Annotated in this window: 14 protein-coding genes; 8 read left to right on the forward strand and 6 right to left on the reverse strand. The window is 70.9% G+C overall.

The features are described 5' to 3' along the window. The first annotated feature begins 46 nt into the window (after positions 1-46). Positions 47-409, forward strand: coding sequence for a VOC family protein (locus ABZW17_RS00750; RefSeq protein WP_354808223.1), 363 nt, complete (start codon positions 47-49; stop codon positions 407-409). Positions 410-468: 59 nt separating this feature from the next. Here the strand turns inward: ABZW17_RS00750 and ilvD are convergent, their stop codons facing one another. Together ilvD and ABZW17_RS00760 are read right to left on the reverse strand one after the other, a co-directional pair. Then, positions 469-2,313, reverse strand: a complete 1,845-nt coding sequence (ilvD, locus tag ABZW17_RS00755) for a dihydroxy-acid dehydratase (RefSeq protein WP_354808224.1) — start codon at positions 2,311-2,313, stop codon at positions 469-471. Positions 2,314-2,360: 47 nt separating this feature from the next. Continuing rightward, a complete protein-coding gene (locus tag ABZW17_RS00760) occupies positions 2,361-2,810 on the reverse strand; it encodes a PH domain-containing protein (RefSeq protein WP_354808225.1) in 450 nt (149 codons plus the stop codon). 335 nt (positions 2,811-3,145) lie between these two features. Between ABZW17_RS00760 and ABZW17_RS00765 the strand changes: the two genes are divergently transcribed. From ABZW17_RS00765 to ABZW17_RS00780, 4 genes are all read left to right on the forward strand, one after another. Next, complete coding sequence (locus ABZW17_RS00765; protein ID WP_354808226.1) at positions 3,146-5,038, forward strand: acetolactate synthase large subunit; 1,893 nt, start codon at positions 3,146-3,148, stop codon at positions 5,036-5,038. Position 5,039: 1 nt separating this feature from the next. Next, positions 5,040-5,546 (forward strand): acetolactate synthase small subunit, encoded by a 507-nt coding sequence (ilvN, locus tag ABZW17_RS00770; RefSeq protein ID WP_003080760.1) that lies wholly within the window; start codon positions 5,040-5,042, stop codon positions 5,544-5,546. 35 nt (positions 5,547-5,581) lie between these two features. Continuing rightward, the gene (gene ilvC / locus ABZW17_RS00775) at positions 5,582-6,595 is read left to right on the forward strand and encodes a ketol-acid reductoisomerase (RefSeq protein ID WP_026469083.1); all 1,014 of its coding nucleotides are present in this window, start codon (positions 5,582-5,584) and stop codon (positions 6,593-6,595) included. Positions 6,596-6,677: 82 nt separating this feature from the next. Next, a complete protein-coding gene (locus ABZW17_RS00780; protein ID WP_257925890.1) occupies positions 6,678-6,956 on the forward strand; it encodes a DUF397 domain-containing protein in 279 nt (92 codons plus the stop codon). Here ABZW17_RS00780 and ABZW17_RS00785 read toward each other — a convergent pair. The 4 genes from ABZW17_RS00785 to ABZW17_RS00800 all read right to left on the reverse strand — a co-directional run bounded on the left by ABZW17_RS00785 (position 6,953) and on the right by ABZW17_RS00800 (position 11,052). Then, a complete protein-coding gene (locus tag ABZW17_RS00785) occupies positions 6,953-7,816 on the reverse strand; it encodes a nuclear transport factor 2 family protein (protein ID WP_354808227.1) in 864 nt (287 codons plus the stop codon). The genes ABZW17_RS00780 and ABZW17_RS00785 overlap by 4 nt on opposite strands. A gap of 71 nt (positions 7,817-7,887) precedes the next feature. Continuing rightward, positions 7,888-9,195, reverse strand: a complete 1,308-nt coding sequence (locus ABZW17_RS00790) for an ankyrin repeat domain-containing protein (protein ID WP_354808228.1) — start codon at positions 9,193-9,195, stop codon at positions 7,888-7,890. A 148-nt stretch (positions 9,196-9,343) separates the two neighbouring features. Continuing rightward, positions 9,344-10,156 (reverse strand): TIGR03620 family F420-dependent LLM class oxidoreductase, encoded by an 813-nt coding sequence (locus ABZW17_RS00795; protein ID WP_354808229.1) that lies wholly within the window; start codon positions 10,154-10,156, stop codon positions 9,344-9,346. Continuing rightward, complete coding sequence (locus tag ABZW17_RS00800; protein ID WP_354808230.1) at positions 10,153-11,052, reverse strand: TIGR03620 family F420-dependent LLM class oxidoreductase; 900 nt, start codon at positions 11,050-11,052, stop codon at positions 10,153-10,155. Before ABZW17_RS00800 ends, ABZW17_RS00795 begins: the two co-directional genes overlap by 4 nt. Before the next feature lie 88 nt (positions 11,053-11,140). Between ABZW17_RS00800 and ABZW17_RS00805 the strand changes: the two genes are divergently transcribed. The 3 genes from ABZW17_RS00805 to ABZW17_RS00815 all read left to right on the forward strand — a co-directional run bounded on the left by ABZW17_RS00805 (position 11,141) and on the right by ABZW17_RS00815 (position 17,006). Further along, complete coding sequence (locus tag ABZW17_RS00805; RefSeq protein WP_354808231.1) at positions 11,141-11,704, forward strand: helix-turn-helix domain-containing protein; 564 nt, start codon at positions 11,141-11,143, stop codon at positions 11,702-11,704. Positions 11,705-11,829: 125 nt separating this feature from the next. Beyond that, the gene (serA, locus tag ABZW17_RS00810; RefSeq protein ID WP_354808232.1) at positions 11,830-13,428 is read left to right on the forward strand and encodes a phosphoglycerate dehydrogenase; all 1,599 of its coding nucleotides are present in this window, start codon (positions 11,830-11,832) and stop codon (positions 13,426-13,428) included. A gap of 230 nt (positions 13,429-13,658) precedes the next feature. Beyond that, the gene (locus ABZW17_RS00815; RefSeq protein WP_354808233.1) at positions 13,659-17,006 is read left to right on the forward strand and encodes a S8 family serine peptidase; all 3,348 of its coding nucleotides are present in this window, start codon (positions 13,659-13,661) and stop codon (positions 17,004-17,006) included. The last annotated feature ends 45 nt before the right edge of the window (positions 17,007-17,051 follow it).

A 17,051-nucleotide genomic window follows, 5' to 3' on the forward strand; every position in this document is an offset into this window, starting at 1 on the left:
GTTGGGTCGTGTCAGGAAGCTGACACGCAACCCGAGGAGTGTTCCCATGCCCGTCACCGGCCCCGACTTCGTCTCGCTGCAAGCGCGCGACCTCGACGCCTCTCAGGCGTTCTACGAGCAGTACCTCGGCCTCGTCCGCTCGCCGGCCGGGCCGCCGCACGCCGTCGTCTTCGAGACCAAACCCATCGCCTTCGCCCTCCGGGATGTCGTTCCCGGTACCGAGCTGACCGGCCGCCCCGGTGTTGGGGCCGCGATCTGGCTGCACGCCACCGACGTCCAGGCCATCCACGACGCGCTGGTCGCTGACGGGCACACCATCGTCTCCGCGCCGATCGACGGGCCCTTCGGGCGGACGTTCACCTTCGCCGATCCCGACGGCTACCACGTCACGCTGCACGATCGCGCCTGATGACGAAAAACGGCAAAGGCCGCCCCGGGGGACCGGGACGGCCTTTGCGGTCGGAGAACCTACTTGTTCACGTCACGGACCGCGCCGGTGTCCGCCGACGTCGCCATGCGGGCGTACGCGCGCAGGGCCGCCGTCACCGGGCGCTGGCGGTCCTTCGGCTGCCACGGCCGCTCCGACGCCTCCATCTTCGCGCGGCGCTCCGCCAGGACGTCCGGGGAAACCAGCAGCTCCAGCCGACGCTCATGGATGTCCAGGAGGATGCGGTCGCCGTTCTCGACCAGGCCGATCAGGCCGCCCGCCGCCGCCTCCGGGGAGATGTGGCCCACCGAAATGCCCGACGAACCGCCCGAGAAGCGGCCGTCGGTGATCAGGGCGCACTTCTTGCCCAGGCCCGAGCCCTTGAGGAACGCCGTCGGGTGCAGCATCTCCTGCATGCCCGGGCCGCCCGCCGGACCCTCGTAGCGGATCACCAGCACCTCGCCCGGCTGGATCTCCTTCTTGAGGATCGCCGACACCGCCTCCTCCTGGCTCTCCAGCACCCGCGCCGGGCCCTCGAAGTGCCACAGGTCCTCGTCGATGCCCGCGGCCTTGATCACCGCGCCGTTCTCCGCGAGGTTGCCGCGCAGGATCGCGAGGCCGCCGTCCTTCGTGTACGCGTGCTCGACGTTGCGGATGCAGCCGCCGGCCGCGTCGGTGTCCAGGGACGACCAGCGGTTCGAGGTCGAGAACGCCTGCGTCGTGCGGACGCCGCCCGGCGCCGCGTGGAACAGCTCGACCGCCGAGGAAGAAGGCGAAGCGGCGCGGATGTCCCACGCCGAAAGCCAGGAATCGATGTCGCGCGAGTGCACCGACCACACGTCGGTGTTCAGCAGGCCGCCGCGGTAGAGCTCGCCCAGGATCGCCGGGATGCCGCCGGCGCGGTGGACGTCCTCCATGTGGTAGTCCGAGTTCGGCGCCACCTTCGACAGGCACGGCACGCGGCGGCCGATCGCGTCGATGTCGGCGATCGTGAAGTCGACCTCGCCCTCCTGCGCGGCGGCGAGGATGTGCAGCACCGTGTTCGTCGAGCCGCCCATCGCCATGTCGAGGGCCATCGCGTTCTCGAACGCCGCCTTCGACGCGATCGAACGCGGCAGGACCGAGGCGTCGTCGTTTTCGTACCAGCGCTTGCACAGCTCGACGACCGTGCGCCCGGCCTCCTCGAACAGCGCGCGGCGCGCCGCGTGGGTCGCCAGCGTCGAGCCGTTGCCGGGAAGCGACAAACCGAGCGCCTCGGTGAGGCAGTTCATCGAGTTCGCGGTGAACATGCCGGAGCACGAACCGCAGGTCGGACAGGCCGACCGCTCGACGGCCGCGAGCCCGTCCTCGTCGACCTCGGGGCTCGCCGACGCCGCGATCGCGGTGATCAGGTCGGTCGGGGCCTGCGCGACGCCGCCCACGACCACGGCCTTGCCGGCCTCCATCGGGCCGCCGGAGACGAACACGACCGGGATGTTCAGGCGCATCGCCGCGTTGAGCATGCCCGGCGTGATCTTGTCGCAGTTGGAGATGCACACGAGCGCGTCGGCCTGGTGCGCGTTGACCATGTACTCCACCGAGTCGGCGATGATCTCGCGCGAGGGCAGCGAGTAGAGCATGCCGGAGTGGCCCATGGCGATGCCGTCGTCGACGGCGATGGTGTGGAACTCGCGCGCGACGCCGCCCGCTTCCTTGACCGCGTCCGCGACGATCTCGCCGAGGTCCTTGAGGTGCACGTGCCCCGGCACGAACTGCGTGTAGGAGTTCGCGATGGCGACGATCGGCTTGCCGAAGTCGCTGTCGGTCATGCCCGTGGCGCGCCAGAGCGAGCGCGCGCCCGCCGCGTTGCGGCCGTGGGTGGTGGTCCGGGAACGAAGAGGCGGCACGGAAACTCCCAGGTCAAAGGGTGGCCGGCGAAACTGGTAGGACCAATTTACTCTTTGGTCGACGACTCCGGCGTCCCGGGCTTGATGTCCTCGGCGTCGAGCACCCCGCTCGGGTCCGCGATCAGGCCCTCGCTGACCAGCGACAGCACCGGCAGGTGCCGGGTCCGCACCGTCGGCAGCGGCACCTTCGTGTCGTCCTTCAGCACGGCCTGCACGCGCGCCCTCTTCGTGATCGACAGGCCCTTCAGCGCCGACCACGGGATGTCCCGGTGGCCGAACACCGTGCGCACGGCCAGCCCCGAGCGTGTCGCGACCGTGCGGTGGCGGACCACGAACACCGCCAGCGCGATCGGGAAGACGTAGAGCCACTGCAGGTACGGGATCTCCCCGAGCGCGATCGGCGTCACGCAGATCGTCAGGAGAGCGATCGCCATGAAGGACGTGCGGGGGATCCGGAAGACGGCCTTCCGACCTTCTTCCTGCTCTTTTTCGGCCACCCGGAAATGGTGCACCGCGCCGTTCACCGGCTCGGACCCGGGTCGCGCCGGTGTGACCCACGTCCACGATGCGGACACGTCGTCCCGCAGAGTTGACACCCGCGGGGCGTTCGGTCTAGCGTCGTCGCCGTGACACCGCTGACCGGCCTCGTACTTCCCAAGCGCGTCGACGCTTAGGGAAGACTTTCCGCTGCGTCGACGCGCGAACCCTCGTGCGACCTTACGGTCGGCGAGGGTTTTTTGTTGCCCGAGGGAAGAGATTCCCGGCCCCACCGCACAAAACGAGCCCCAAACAGACCCGAACGAGTGACACCGAGACCCACGAGGCAGATCCGATGACCAGTGCCACGTCGCGCAGCGACGCGAAACCCGGGCCGACGCCCGGAACGCCCGGAGCACGTCCGAAGCCGGCACCACCGGCGGGAACGCCGGTGCGCGTCACCGGCGCCCAGTCCCTCGTGCGCTCGCTCGAGGCCGTCGGCGCCGAGGTGGTCTTCGGGATTCCGGGCGGCACCATCCTGCCCGCCTACGACCCGCTGCTGGACTCGACGAAGGTCCGCCACGTCCTGGTCCGTCACGAGCAGGGCGCCGGCCACGCGGCCACCGGCTACGCGCAGGCCACCGGCAAGGTCGGCGTCTGCATGGCGACGTCGGGCCCGGGCGCGACCAACCTGGTCACCCCGCTGGCCGACGCGAACATGGACTCCGTCCCGGTCGTCGCCATCACCGGGCAGCAGTCCCGCGCGCTGATCGGCACGGACGCGTTCCAGGAAGCCGACATCTGCGGCATCACCATGCCGATCACCAAGCACAACTTCCTCGTCACCGACCCCGCGGACATCCCGCGGACCATCGCCGAGGCGTTCCACCTGGCCGCGACGGGCCGACCCGGCCCCGTCCTGGTGGACATCCCCAAGGACGTGCTGCAGGAGATGACCTCGTTCTCCTGGCCGACCGAGCTGCGGCTGCCGGGCTACCGCCCCACGCTGCGCCCGCACGGCAAGCAGGTCCGCGAAGCCGCGAAGCTGATCGCCAAGTCGCGACGGCCGGTGCTCTACGTCGGCGGTGGCGTCATCAAGGCCGAGGCGCACGAGCAGCTGAAGCAGCTCGCCGAGCTGACGAACATCCCGGTCGTCACCACGCTGATGGCGCGCGGCGCGTTCCCCGACTCGCACCCGCAGCACCTCGGCATGCCGGGCATGCACGGCTCGGTCGCCGCGGTCGCCGCGATGCAGCGGGCCGACCTGCTGATCGCGCTCGGGGCCCGGTTCGACGACCGGGTCACCGGCCAGCTGTCCTCGTTCGCGCCGGACGCCGCGATCGTGCACGCCGACATCGACCCGGCCGAGATCTCCAAGAACCGCAAGGCCGACGTCCCGATCGTGGGCGACTGCAAGGAGATCATCGGCGAGCTGATCACCGCCGTGCAGACGGAGTTCGACCACGGCGGCCGGCCCGACCTGGCCGACTGGTGGACCCAGGCCGACGACTGGCGCAGGACCTACCCGGCCGGGTACGAGTGGCCCGACGACGGTTCGCTGTCGCCGCAGTACGTCATCGAGCGGATCGGCCAGATCGTCGGCCCGGACGCGGTGTACGCCGCGGGTGTCGGCCAGCACCAGATGTGGGCCGCGCAGTTCGTCAAGTACGAGAACCCGCGCACCTGGATCAACTCCGGCGGCCTCGGCACCATGGGCTACGCGGTGCCCGCCGCGATGGGCGCGCAGTTCGGCGTCCCGGGCACACAGGTCTGGGCGATCGACGGCGACGGCTGCTTCCAGATGACCAACCAGGAGCTGGCCACCTGCGCCATCGAGGGCGCGCCGATCAAGGTCGCCGTGATCAACAACGGCAACCTGGGCATGGTCCGGCAGTGGCAGAACCTCTTCTACTCGGAGCGGTACTCCAACACCGACCTCGGCACGCACAAGCACCGCATCCCGGACTTCGTGCTGCTGGCCGAGGCCCTGGGCTGCGCGGGCCTGCGGTGCGAGACGAAGGAAGACGTCGACGTGACCATCCGCCGCGCGATGGAAATCAACGACCGCCCCGTCGTGATCGACTTCGTCGTGGGGAAGGATGCCCAGGTGTGGCCGATGGTCGCGGCTGGCACCGGCAACGACGAGATCATGGCGGTCCGGGGCATCCGGCCGCTGTTCGACGACGACGAGGTGTCGGTCGAGACGACCGAGGCTGCCGCGGAAGCCGCCGGAGAGGGTGAGCGCTGAGATGAGCGTCCACACGCTGAGTGTCCTGGTCGAGAACAAGCCCGGTGTGCTCGCGCGCGTCTCGGGCCTGTTCTCCCGCCGCGGGTTCAACATCGAGTCCCTCGCCGTCGGGCCCACGGAAAACCCCGAGGTGTCCCGCATGACGATCGTGGTCGCCGTGGAAGAGCTACCGCTCGAACAGGTGACGAAGCAGCTCAACAAGCTGGTCAACGTGATCAAGATCGTCGAGCTGGAGCAGTCGACCGCCGTGCAGCGCGAACTGCTGCTGGTGAAGGTGCGCGCCGACAACACCGTGCGCAGCCAGGTCCTCGAAACCGTCCAGCTCTTCCGGGCCAAGGTGGTGGACGTCTCTCCCGAGGCGCTCACCGTCGAGGCCACCGGGACGTCCGACAAGATCGGTGCGCTGCTGCGGATGCTGGAGCCGTATGGCATCCGCGAGCTGGTGCAGTCCGGCATGGTCGCGGTGGGCCGAGGCGCCCGTTCGATCACCGCCACCTCCCCGCGCTAGAAGCAAGTCAGTCAGGAAAGGAAGCAGTAACCCCCATGGCAGTGGAAATCTTCTACGACGACGACGCCGACCTCTCGATCATCCAGGGGCGCAAGGTCGCTGTCATCGGCTACGGCAGCCAGGGCCACGCCCACTCGCTGAGCCTGCGCGACTCCGGCGTCGACGTCCGCATCGGCCTGCCCGAGGGGTCCAAGTCGCGGGCGAAGGCCGAGGAGCAGGGCCTGCGCGTGCTCACCCCGGCCGAGGCGTCGGCCGAGGCCGACCTGATCATGATCCTGGCGCCGGACACCAAGCAGCGCCACATCTACGAGCAGGACATCGCGCCGAACCTCAAGGACGGCGACGCCCTCTTCTTCGGGCACGGCTTCAACATCCGCTACGACCTGATCAAGCCGCCGGCGAACGTCGACGTCGCGATGGTCGCCCCGAAGGGCCCGGGCCACCTGGTCCGCCGCCAGTTCGTCGACGGCAAGGGCGTCCCGGCGCTCATCGCGGTCGAGCAGGACGCGTCCGGCAACGCCCAGGCGCTCGCGCTGTCCTACGCGGCCGCCATCGGTGGCGCCCGCGCGGGTGTCATCAAGACGACGTTCACCGAGGAGACCGAGACCGACCTCTTCGGCGAGCAGGCCGTGCTCTGCGGTGGCGCGTCCGCGCTGGTGCAGACCGGGTTCGAGGTGCTCACCGAGGCCGGCTACGCCCCGGAGATCGCCTACTTCGAGGTGCTGCACGAGCTGAAGCTGATCGTCGACCTGATGTACGAGGGCGGCATCGCGCGCCAGCGCTACTCGATCTCCGACACCGCCGAGTACGGCGACCTGACCCGCGGCCCGCGCGTCATCTCGCCGGCGGTCAAGGAAGAGATGAAGAAGATCCTCGGCGAGATCCAGGACGGCACGTTCGCGCGTGAGTGGGTCGCCGAGGACGAGGCCGGCCGGCCGAACTTCACCAAGCTCGAGGAGCAGGGCAACCAGCACCCGATCGAGGCGACCGGCAAGAAGCTGCGCGACCTGATGTCGTGGGTGGACCGGCCGATCACCGAGACCGCCTGATCTTCCTCCAAGACCCGAAGGGGACGCCCGCGCCGGGCGTCCCCTTCGGTGCGTTCGGTGGCCGGGTCGCTACGCTGGAGACATGAGTGAGCAGCCGGTCGACGACAAGGCGCACATCCGGCACCACCTCGACTTCACGAAGGCCGAGTGGATCCGGGCCGAGCCCGAGGGCGTCACCCTCGACGACTGCGTCGAGTACGCCTTCATCGAGCACACCGACGGCGTCACCTACACGGCGATGCGGCAGTCGGCGAAGCCGGACGGCGTGATCCTCGTCTTCACGCCGGGGGAGTGGGACGCGTTCGTCAAGGGCGTCCGCGACGGCGAGTTCGACCTGCCCGAGGACCTCGCCGAGGCTTAAAGCTTCGCCGCGAGCGCGGGGATCTGGCCGAGGTCGCCGGCGACGCCGAGGTGGTCGCCGTAGTCGCGGGATTCGACGATCAGGCCGTCGCGGATGCGCATGGCGAAGATGTTGGCGATGCGAACCGGGCGGCCGCCGTGCTCGCCCTGGTAGGCGAACTCGCCGATCAGCACTTCCGGGTCGGTGGCCTGGTGGACCACCAGGTCCGCGACGGCGAACCCCGGGTTCAGCGCCTTGCCCGCCGCGAAGTGCGCCCGCAGTTCGTCGCGGGAACGCAGGGTTTCCGAGCCCGGCAGGAACGGGTGCGTGACGTGCGTTTCCTCGGCGTACAGCTCCGGTAGCTCGTCCCAGCGGCCGCCGGCGACGCCGTGGACGAGCCGCTCGAACACCGTGCCGCCGCTCTCCGGCGTGCTGGGCGACAACTCGCGCGGCGGCGCCTCTTCGTAAGCCTTGGCGAGCTGGCCGACGCCGTCGCGGATGACGGCGAGCCGCAGGTAGTCGTGGTAGTCGCGGGAATGGACGATCAGGCCGTCGCGGACGCGCAGCACCTGGATGTTGGCCGCCGCGATCGTCCGGCCGGTTTCCGCCGACTCGGCGTCGTAGTCGTATTCGGCGACGATCACCTCGGGGTCGGTCGTCTCGTGGACGACGACGTTCTTGCGCTTGAGCCGCAGCGCCCCGGCGAGGACGCCGGTGAACCGTTCGTGGACCGCGTCGCGGCCGACCAGGCGCGTCGGTCTCGGGACCGCTTGGGGGTGTTCGACGACGGTGTCCTCGGCGTAGAGCGCGGAGAGTTCGCCGAAGCGTCCTTCACTGATGCCGTCGGACAACGCGGTGAAGACGTCGCGCGGTGTGGTCATGAATCCTCCCAGTGAGCAAAACGGAGTCTGTAGTCCGCCTCTCGAAGATACGGACTACAGACTCCGTTTGTCTACTTCAGCAGGTCCCGCGCGGCCGGCTGCTCGCACACCTCCGCCCACTTCTCCGGGGTGCTGTCGAAGATCGCGTCCCGCGCGGTGGGGTCCGCGCCGTTTTCGACGAGGGTGCGGATGACGTCGAGGTGGCCGGACTGCGCGGCCAGGTGCAGGGCCGTGACGCCTTCGCCGTGGTTCGGGCCGCCGAACGTGCCGCGGTGGTTCACGTCGGCGCCGAGGTCGAGAAGCGCTCGGACGGCGGCGAGCCTGCCCTGTGCCGCCGCCCAGGCCAGCGCGGTCCCGCGGTAGACGTCGGCGTTCACGTCGGCTCCGCGCGCGACGAGCGCTTCGAGCGCGTCGACGCGGTTGTTGCGGGCCGCCCAGGCGAGAGCTTCGTTCCTGACTTCGGCCGGGTCGTCCGTCGGCTGCCAGTGCGGGAAACCGCTGTGGGGACGGTAAAAGCCGCGGTGCGCACCGGGGTTCCCGGACGTCAGGAGCTCGTCGACGGCGTCGAGGTGGCCGAGGCCGGCCGCGACGCGCAGGTTGCCCGGCGCCCGGCTGTGCTGCGCGAGGATCTCCGCGGCTTCGCGGTGACCCCAGAACAGGGCGACGACCAGGGGGGTGCCGCCGTCGCCGCGGGCGGAGACGGCGGTGGGTGCGCCGTGCCGCAGCAGCAGGTCGAGCAGGAGGGGCAGGTTGCTGTACGCGGCTTGGTGCAGGGGTGTCCAGCCGTGGACGTTGCCGCGGGCCGGATCGGCGCCGTGGTCGAGGAGGATGCGGCTGAGCCGCTCGTCGTGGGTCGCGCCCGCCATGCCGAGCAGGTCGTTGCCGTTGGTGCCGCGGGCGTCGACGAGGCCGGGGAACTCGCCGAGCAGCGTGTCGAGTTGCTCGGGATTGCGCGCCTCGATCGCCCGGTAGGCGCGGGCGAACGGCTCGCCACTGTCCACAAGAGACTTGACGTGGTCGCGGAGTGCTCTCCAGGAAACGAAACCGTGCTCCCGGGCGACGACCGCCCGGGCGCCGTCCCGGGTGAGCGGCTGGTTCCGGCGTTCGAACGGTTCCCTGGCGCCGGGTGTGCCGTCCTCGGCCGAGGCGAGCAGGCCGAGCGCGCGTTCGGCGTAGTACTCGACGTCCTGGTGGTACGGGTGCTGCAGGGTTTCCCCGTGTTCGGCGACGCGCCGCAGGTACGCCTGCAGTTTCGGCCAGCTCGGGAACCCGTGGTCCCGCGCGATGCGGAACTGCGCTTCGGCGAGTTTGACGCCTTCGGCGCGCGCGAGTTCCTTCGCGCGCTTGCGGAGTTGTTCGAGGTTGAGTCCACCGGGCACCGTCGTGCCTCCTTTCCTCGTCGCCCGTGGTCCGCCGGCACCGGGCAGGAAAGAAGGTGCGGAGCTGGTGGTGCGGTGCAGCAGGGGTGGGCTCGGCCCTTTCCGCGGACGGGACGCGGCCCGTACCGCGCCCCGCCAGCGTACCCGGTCAGGGCCGCAGATCGGCCAGCCTGCGGTAGGACCCGGCCGTGCGGTTCAGGACCTGGATGCAGACGTGGTCGGCGCCCGCGTCGAGGTGGGCGCGGATCCGGTCCGCGATCGCCTGCTCGCCGGTCGCGACGATGGCGTCGACCAGGCGGTCGCTGCCGCCGTCGGCGAGGTCGGCGTCGGTGAAGCCGAGGCGGCGCAGGTTCTGCTGGTGGTGCACGGCCTGCCCGACGTAGAGGCCCACGTGCTCCCGGGCCACCTCGGGGGCCGGGTCGAGGACCACCGCCTGCTCGACCGCCAGGTACTTGCCCGGCCCGAGCCGCTCGCGGGCCATCGCCGTGTGCTCCGGCGGGACGAAGTACGGGTGGGCGCCGTCGGCGCGTCCGGCCGCCAGGTCCAGCAGCTTCGGGCCCAGGGCCGCGAGCACCCGCCTCGGCCGCGGCGACGGCTGGGGGAGGCCCGGCAGCTCGGCCGCGTCCATCCCGTCGAGGTACTCGCGCAACGCCGTCAGCGGCCGCGCGCCCGGCCGGTGCCCGCCCAGGCCGGCCACGAACCGGCCCGGGTACGCCTCGCCCAGCGCCCGGATCGCGCCTTCCGCCGCGAGCGGGGAACGCTGGTCGAACCGGGCGACCCCGGTGGCGATCGTGAGCCGGGACGTCGCCGCGAGCAGCAGCGCCGCCTGGGTGAACGCCTCCCGGCCGGCGTACTCGCCGAACCAGAGCGCGTCGAAGCCGAGTTCCTCCACCTCGGCGGCCGTTTCGCGGAGCTCGCCGATCGGGGCGCCGTCGAAGAACCGCCAGATCCCGACGCTCATCGGACCACCGCCGGGGCCAGCTCGAGCAGCATGTCCACAGTGGACTCGAACGAGGGCGCCGACGGCGTCAGCAGGACGTGGTCCGCGCCCGCGTCGAGCACCTCGGCGAGGCGTTTCGCGATGGTTGCCGCGTCACCCCAGAGCACGAGGTCGTCGACGAACCGGTCGCTCGGCCCGGCGATGTCGGCTTCGGTGTAGCCGAGCCGTTTCCAGCCCGCGAGGTAGACGGTGACGGAGTACTCCCGCGACTGCGCCACCCGGCGCCGGACGCTCTCGCGGGCGTCCTCGCGGCTGCCGAGCAGGACGGTCTGCTGCGGGATCAGCAGCTTGTCCGGCCCCAGGATTTCGCGGGCGTACGGTGTGTGCGAAACCGGCTGGGCGAACGGGTGCGCGCCGTCCGCGTGGTCGCGGGACAGGGCCAGCATCTTCGGCCCGACGGCGGCCAGGACGCGCGGAAACGCCACGGTGGAAGGGTTTTCGGCCGCGGCAGCATCCATTTCGGACAGATAATCGCGCATCCGGTCGATCGGCCGGTACTCCTCGCCGAGCTTCGCCGCCTGGAACGCGTGTCCGACGCCGATGCCGAGCACGAACCGGCCGGGGTGGGCCTGGGCGAGCGTCGCCCCGCCCTTGTACGCGGTCGTCCCGCGCCGCAGCCAGGTGTTCGCGATGCCGGTGCCCAGCACGACGTCTCCGACGGTGGCCAGGAGGTCGCCGAAGTGGGCGAACACCTCCCGCGTGCCGGGTCCTTCGCCGCTCCAGGCCGAGCGGTAGCCGGCGTCGGCGAGCCGCCGCGTCGCGGTGCGTTCGACGTCCGGGGGCGGGGCCAGTGGCGCGCTCGGCAACCACGCGCCGATCGCGCCGAGCCGCGTCCGGGTGTCTTCGATCAGGGTCATCCTCGAGTTCCCTCCAGTAAGCTGAGGCTGCCTCCGGTTAATATACGGAGGTGGCCTCCGATTGGCTAGCGGGTAAGGTCGGAGCGCGATGACCGACGTCAAACCGATGCGCGCGGACGCCCGCCGCAACTACGAGCGCCTCCTCGAAGAGGCCCAGCGCGCCTTCGCCGAACACGGCGTCGAGGCGTCCCTGGAAGAGATCGCGCGCCGAGCCGGCGTCGGCATCGGCACGCTGTACCGCCATTTTCCGACCCGGGAAGCGCTGCTCGAGACGCTCCTGCGCGCCCGGTTCGACGCGCAGGCCGAGCGGGCGCGCGAACTGCTCACCCACCCCGAGCCGCTGGCCGCGCTGCACACGTGGCTCGCCGGGCTCGGCGACGCCACCGGCACCTTCCGCGGCCTGGTCGAGCTCACCGCCGACGCGCTGAACGACGAATCGTCCCGGTTGTACGAGTCGTGCCACGCGATGCGTGCCGTCGGTTCCCAACTAGTGGAACGTGCGAAGGAGGCCGGGGAGCTGCGCGCCGACGTCACGGCGCACGAGCTCCTTCTCCTGCTGCACGCGGCATCCTGGGCGGGGGGTCACCTGCCCGGCGAAGGGGGCATGCAGCGCCTGCTGGCTCTTGTTTTCGAGGGATTGCGCGCAAGTTAACACCAGAAGACGCCACGGGCCCGGCCAGCGCGTTAAACTCCCGCTCGACCGGGGCACAACGACGTGCTTTGACCGTTTGTCGACACAGAGCGTCCTGGAAATGACCAGATAGTGGGAGCCGCATCGTGAGCAAGCCCAATAAGCCCGTCGTCCTCATCGCGGAGAAGCTCGCCCCCTCCGTGCTGAGCGTCTTCGGTGACGAGGTGGAGGTCCGGCACGTCGACGGCACGGACCGGTCCGCGCTGCTCGAGGCGGTGAAGAGCGCCGACGCGCTCCTGGTCCGCTCCGCCACCCAGGTGAACGCCGAGGTCTTCGCGGCCACCACGCAGCTGAAGGTCGTCGCCCGCGCCGGTGTCGGCCTCGACAACGTCGAGGTGCCCGCCGCGACCGAGCGCGGCGTCCTGGTCGTCAACGCGCCGACGTCGAACATCGTCTCCGCCGCCGAGCACGCCGTCGCCCTCCTGCTGTCGGTCGCGCGCCGCGTCCCGGCCGCCGACCAGAGCCTGCGCGGCGGCGAGTGGAAGCGCAGCTCGTTCTCCGGTGTCGAGCTGCAGGGCAAGACCGTCGGTGTGGTCGGCCTCGGCAAGATCGGCCAGCTGTTCGCCCAGCGCCTCGCCGCCTTCGACACGAAGCTCATCGCCTACGACCCCTACGTGTCGGCCGCGCGCGCCGCGCAGCTCGGCATCGAGCTCGTCACCCTCGACGAGCTGCTTTCCCGCGCCGACGCGATCTCCATCCACCTGCCGAAGACGCCGGAGACCAAGGGCCTGATCGACGCCGAGGCGCTGAAGAAGACCAAGCCGGGCGTCATCATCGTGAACGCCGCCCGCGGCGGGCTGATCGTCGAGCAGGACCTGGCCGACGCGCTGCGCTCGGGCCACGTCGGCGGCGCCGGCGTCGACGTCTTCGTCTCCGAACCGACCACGTCCAGCCCGCTGTTCGAGCTGGAGAACGTCGTCGTGACGCCGCACCTGGGCGCGTCGACGGCCGAGGCGCAGGACCGCGCGGGCACCGACGTCGCGAAGTCGGTGCTGCTGGCCCTGCGCGGCGACTTCGTGCCGGACGCGGTGAACGTCTCCGGCGGCGGCGCGGTCGGCGAGCACGTCCGCCCGTACCTGTCGCTGACCCAGAAGCTGGGCCAGCTGCTGACGGCGCTCAACCCGACCTCGCCGACTTCGGTGACGGTGCAGGTGAAGGGCGAGATCTCGAACGAGGACACCGGGGTGCTGCAGCTGGCGGCGCTGCGCGGGGTGTTCACCGGCGTGGTCGAGGACCAGGTCACGTTCGTCAACGCGCCGCAGCTGGCGGAAAAGCTCGGCGTCCAGGTCGAGCTGACGACCGAGCCGGAGAGCCCGAAGTTCCGCAGCCTGGTCACCGTGCGCGCGGTGCACGCGGACGGCCAGGCGCTGACCGTGTCCGGGTCGGTCACCGGCAAGGACGAGGTCGAGAAGCTGGTCGAGGTCAACGGCCGCGGCTTCGACCTGCGCGCCGAGGGCACCGTGCTGCTGGTCGAGTACCCGGACCGCCCGGGCGTGATGGGCCGCGTCGGCACGCTGCTCGGCGAAGCGGGCATCAACATCGAGGCCGCGCAGATCAGCCAGACCACGGACGGCTCCGACGCGGTGATGCTGCTGCGCGTCGACCGCCACATCGACGCGCACCTGCTGGAGCCGATCGGCGCCGCTGTCGGGGCGCACACTATCCGCGCCGTCGATTTCAACTGACGTAACCCTTTCGAAGGCCCCCTGTCACCCGGCAGGGGGCCTTCGTGCGCAATCACAACTACATAACGGAGTCCTTTGCCTACGTAAGTAGGTGTTTTGGGGCATTAGGTTCTCCCCGCGAGGTTGAACCACGCGCCGTCGAGGGCACGGCGCTGTGCCGCGCTTCACCGTCGGGGGTGTCAGGAGCGGCCGGCAGGTTCGGGTCCAGACCTCGGGTAAGGGGCCGACTCATGAGCAGATCCCGCCTCCCCGCGCGCGCCACGACGGCGGCCTTCGCCGTCGTTCTGGCGGCCGCGCTCGGGGCGCCGGTCGCGAGCGCAGCGGACTCCCCGCTCGCCGACGGCGTCGCGCCGGCGAAGATCGACGACGCGAAGCTGCAGGGCAAGCTGTCGCCGCGGCTGGGGGCCGCGCAGGGCCGGGTCACCGCGTTCGTCGAGCTGGCGAAGAAGCCGGCCGTCGACGCGTTCACCGCCGCGCAGCCCCAGGGCAAGGAGGCCGCCAAGCGCGCCGCCCGTGCCGCGAAGGACGACACCGCCGCCGCGGTGAACTCGGTCGTGGGCCAGCTGCGCGCGGCCGACGCCAAGCCGCAGGTCGTCACGCAGACCGCCAACGCCGTTCCCGGTGTGGTCGTCACCGCCGACGCCGCGAAGCTGCGTGAAGTCGCGAAGCGGGCGGATGTCGTCGCGGTGCGCACGGTCGTGCCGAAGACCCGCACCAACGCCAGCGCCGAGCAGCTGACCAACACGCTCGCCGCGTGGCAGCAGACCGGCAAGTTCGGCGACGGCGTCCGCGTCGGCGTCATCGACGACGGCATCGACTACACCCACGCCGACTTCGGCGGCCCCGGCACGCAGGCCGCCTACAAGAGCGTCGACTCCACCAAGCCGACGCCGCTGTTCCCGAGCGCCAAGGTGGTCGGCGGCACCGACCTCGTCGGCGACGACTACGACGCCGCGACGGCCGGCAAGACCACGCCGAAGCCGGACCCGAACCCGCTCGCCTGCGGTGAGCACGGCACGCACGTCGCCGGCACCATCGGCGGCTACGGCGTCACCGCCGACGGCAAGACCTTCAAGGGCGACTACAAGAAGCTCGACGGCAAGAAGGTCGACGCGATGCAGATCGGCCCGGGCACCGCCCCGAAGTCGCTGCTCTACGCGATCAAGGTGTTCGGCTGCACCGGCTCGACGAACGTCACCTCGCAGGCCCTGGACTGGGCGCTCGACCCGGACGGCGACGGCGACTTCACCGACCACCTCGACATCGTCAACCTCTCGCTCGGCTCCGACTTCGGCGCGCCGGACGACCCGGACTCGCTGTTCGTGCGCAAGCTCGCCGCGAACAACGTGCTGCCGGTGATCTCCGCGGGCAACGGCGGCGACATCAACGACATCGCCGGCTCCCCGGGCAACACCCCCGAGGCGCTCACCGTCGCCAGCACGCGCGACGCGGGCGTCCTGCGTGACGCCGCCGAGGTCAAGGCGCCCACCGCGGGCCAGAAGACCGGACAGTACAGCCAGAACTACACCGGCTACGACACCCTGGACTTGACCGCCCCGGTGGTGGCTCTCTCGGCGGCGAACGCGGCCGGCTGCGGGCCGTACTCGGCCGCGGACAAGGCGAAGGCCGCCGGCAAGTTCGTCTTCCTGGAGTGGGACGACAACGACTCGACCCGCGCCTGCGGTTCGGCCGCGCGCGCCAACAACGCGCAGGCCGCCGGGGCCAAGGGCGCGCTGCTGTCGTCCACTTTGGAGCACTTCAGCGCCGGCATCGCGGGCAACGCGGCGATCCCGATGTTCCAGTTCACCGGGTCCGCCACGAAGACGCTGCGCGCGGCGCTGACCGCGGGCACGCTGCAGGTCCGGCTCTACGGCGCCGGGCGCGCCTCGATCCAGACCTACGACAGGACGATCGTGGACACCCCGAGCTCGTTCACCTCGCGTGGCACCCGCGGCCCGGCCGTCAAGCCGGACGTCGCCGCCCCCGGTGACACGATCACCTCGGCGTTCCGCGGCAGCGGCAACGGCCGGACCGTGCTGAGCGGCACCTCGATGGCCGCCCCGCACACCACGGGCATCACCGCGCTGGTCCGCCAGGCGCACCCGGACTGGTCGGTCGAGGAGGTCAAGGCGTCGGTCATCGACACCGCCGGCCACGACGTCTCCGACGGCGCCGGCCACACCTACGCGCCGCAGCGCGTCGGCAGCGGCCGGATCGACGCCAAGGCGGCGCTGGACAACCAGGTGCTCGCCTACGTCCAGGACGACCCGGGCGCGGTCAGCGTCAGCTTCGGCACGGTCGAGGCGTCCGGTCCGGTGACGCTGTCGAAGACGCTCAAGCTGGTGAACAAGGGCGTCACCCCGGCCGAGTACACCGTCGCCTACCAGGCGGTCAACGCCCTGCCGGGTGTCGAGTACACAGTGGACAAGCCGTCGGTCAAGCTGACCCCGCGCGGCACGGCCAAGGTGAAGGTGACGCTGAAGATCACCGACCCGAAGGCGCTGCGCAAGGTCATGGACCCGACCATGGCGGCCACCCAGGCCGGCCTGGCCCGGCAGTTCGTCGCGGACGCCTCCGGGCGCGTCGCCTTCACGCCGGTCAGCGGGGCCAAGGTGCCGCTGCGGGTTTCGGTCTACGCCGCGCCCAAGCCGGTCTCGACGATCTCGACGCCGGCGTCGGTCAAGTTCGGCGCGGACGCCACGCAGGCCGTGCTGAACCTGGGCGGCAAGGGTGTCGACCAGGGCACCGGCGCGCAGCGGTACCGCTCGCTGATCAGCGTGCTCGAGCTGCAGGCGGAGTCCCCGCAGCTGCCCGAGTGCGACGCGGACGTGGTCACCGACTGCACGCTGAACAAGACGGCCAAGGGCGGCGACCTCCGCTACATCGGCGCGGCGTCGACCGCTCCGCTGGCGAAGGCCCAGGGCGAGCCGGAGAACGCGCTGCTCGCGTTCGGTCTCTCCACGTGGGGTGACTGGGCGAACATCGGCAGCAACACCTCGCCGTTCGTCGACATCGACACCACCGGGGACGGGCAGCCGGACTTCGAGACCTACGTGACCAAGGCGACGTCCACCGACGTCCTCCTGGCGAACACGGTCGCGCTGACCCCGGGCTTCCCGACCGTCGACGTCCAGGCGGTCAACGGCCAGCTCGGCGACGTGGACACCAACGTGTTCGACACGAACGTGCTCACGCTGCCGGTTTCGCTGGCCGCGCTGGGCATCGACGCGAACGCGGACAGCCACCGCATCTCGTACACGGTGGGCGTGAGCGGTTTCTACGTCGCGCCGGGCACGACGAACGGGCTGATCGACTACGTCGGCACGCCGCTGTCGTTCGACGCGCTCGCGCCGGGCTACGCGGTGCAGGGTGGCGGCGACGCCGCGCTGGGCTACGTCGCGAAGCCCGGAACGGCGCTGGTCGTGACGCGGAACGCGGCGTCGGCCGCGGCCGACAACGCCCTCGGGCTGCTGGCCATCGAGCACCACAACGCCGCGGGCAACCGGGCGAACGTGGTCAAGGTGGAGGACGCCCGGCCGGGGAACGGCCGTCAGCCGATCGGGGCTGGCCGCCCCTAGTTCCCGTGAAGATCGGGTTCTTGCAGGACCAGGGGCGTCCCCGGT

It is taken from the genome of Amycolatopsis sp. NPDC004625 (genome assembly GCF_040609695.1).
Classification (GTDB): Bacteria; Actinomycetota; Actinomycetes; order Mycobacteriales; family Pseudonocardiaceae; genus Amycolatopsis.

Excerpts from the sequence above, each read along its gene's own strand:
- ilvC (WP_026469083.1), top strand. The coding sequence starts at position 5,582 with ATGGCAGTGGAAATCTTCTACGACGACGACGCCGACCTCTCGATCATC.
- ABZW17_RS00795 (WP_354808229.1), bottom strand. The coding sequence starts at position 10,156 with ATGAGCGTCGGGATCTGGCGGTTCTTCGACGGCGCCCCGATCGGCGAG.
- ABZW17_RS00765 (WP_354808226.1), top strand. The coding sequence starts at position 3,146 with ATGACCAGTGCCACGTCGCGCAGCGACGCGAAACCCGGGCCGACGCCC.
- ABZW17_RS00805 (WP_354808231.1), top strand. The coding sequence starts at position 11,141 with ATGACCGACGTCAAACCGATGCGCGCGGACGCCCGCCGCAACTACGAG.
- ABZW17_RS00785 (WP_354808227.1), bottom strand. The coding sequence starts at position 7,816 with ATGACCACACCGCGCGACGTCTTCACCGCGTTGTCCGACGGCATCAGT.
- ABZW17_RS00780 (WP_257925890.1), top strand. The coding sequence starts at position 6,678 with ATGAGTGAGCAGCCGGTCGACGACAAGGCGCACATCCGGCACCACCTC.
- ABZW17_RS00750 (WP_354808223.1), top strand. The coding sequence starts at position 47 with ATGCCCGTCACCGGCCCCGACTTCGTCTCGCTGCAAGCGCGCGACCTC.
- ABZW17_RS00800 (WP_354808230.1), bottom strand. The coding sequence starts at position 11,052 with ATGACCCTGATCGAAGACACCCGGACGCGGCTCGGCGCGATCGGCGCG.
- ilvN (WP_003080760.1), top strand. The coding sequence starts at position 5,040 with ATGAGCGTCCACACGCTGAGTGTCCTGGTCGAGAACAAGCCCGGTGTG.
- ABZW17_RS00815 (WP_354808233.1), top strand. The coding sequence starts at position 13,659 with ATGAGCAGATCCCGCCTCCCCGCGCGCGCCACGACGGCGGCCTTCGCC.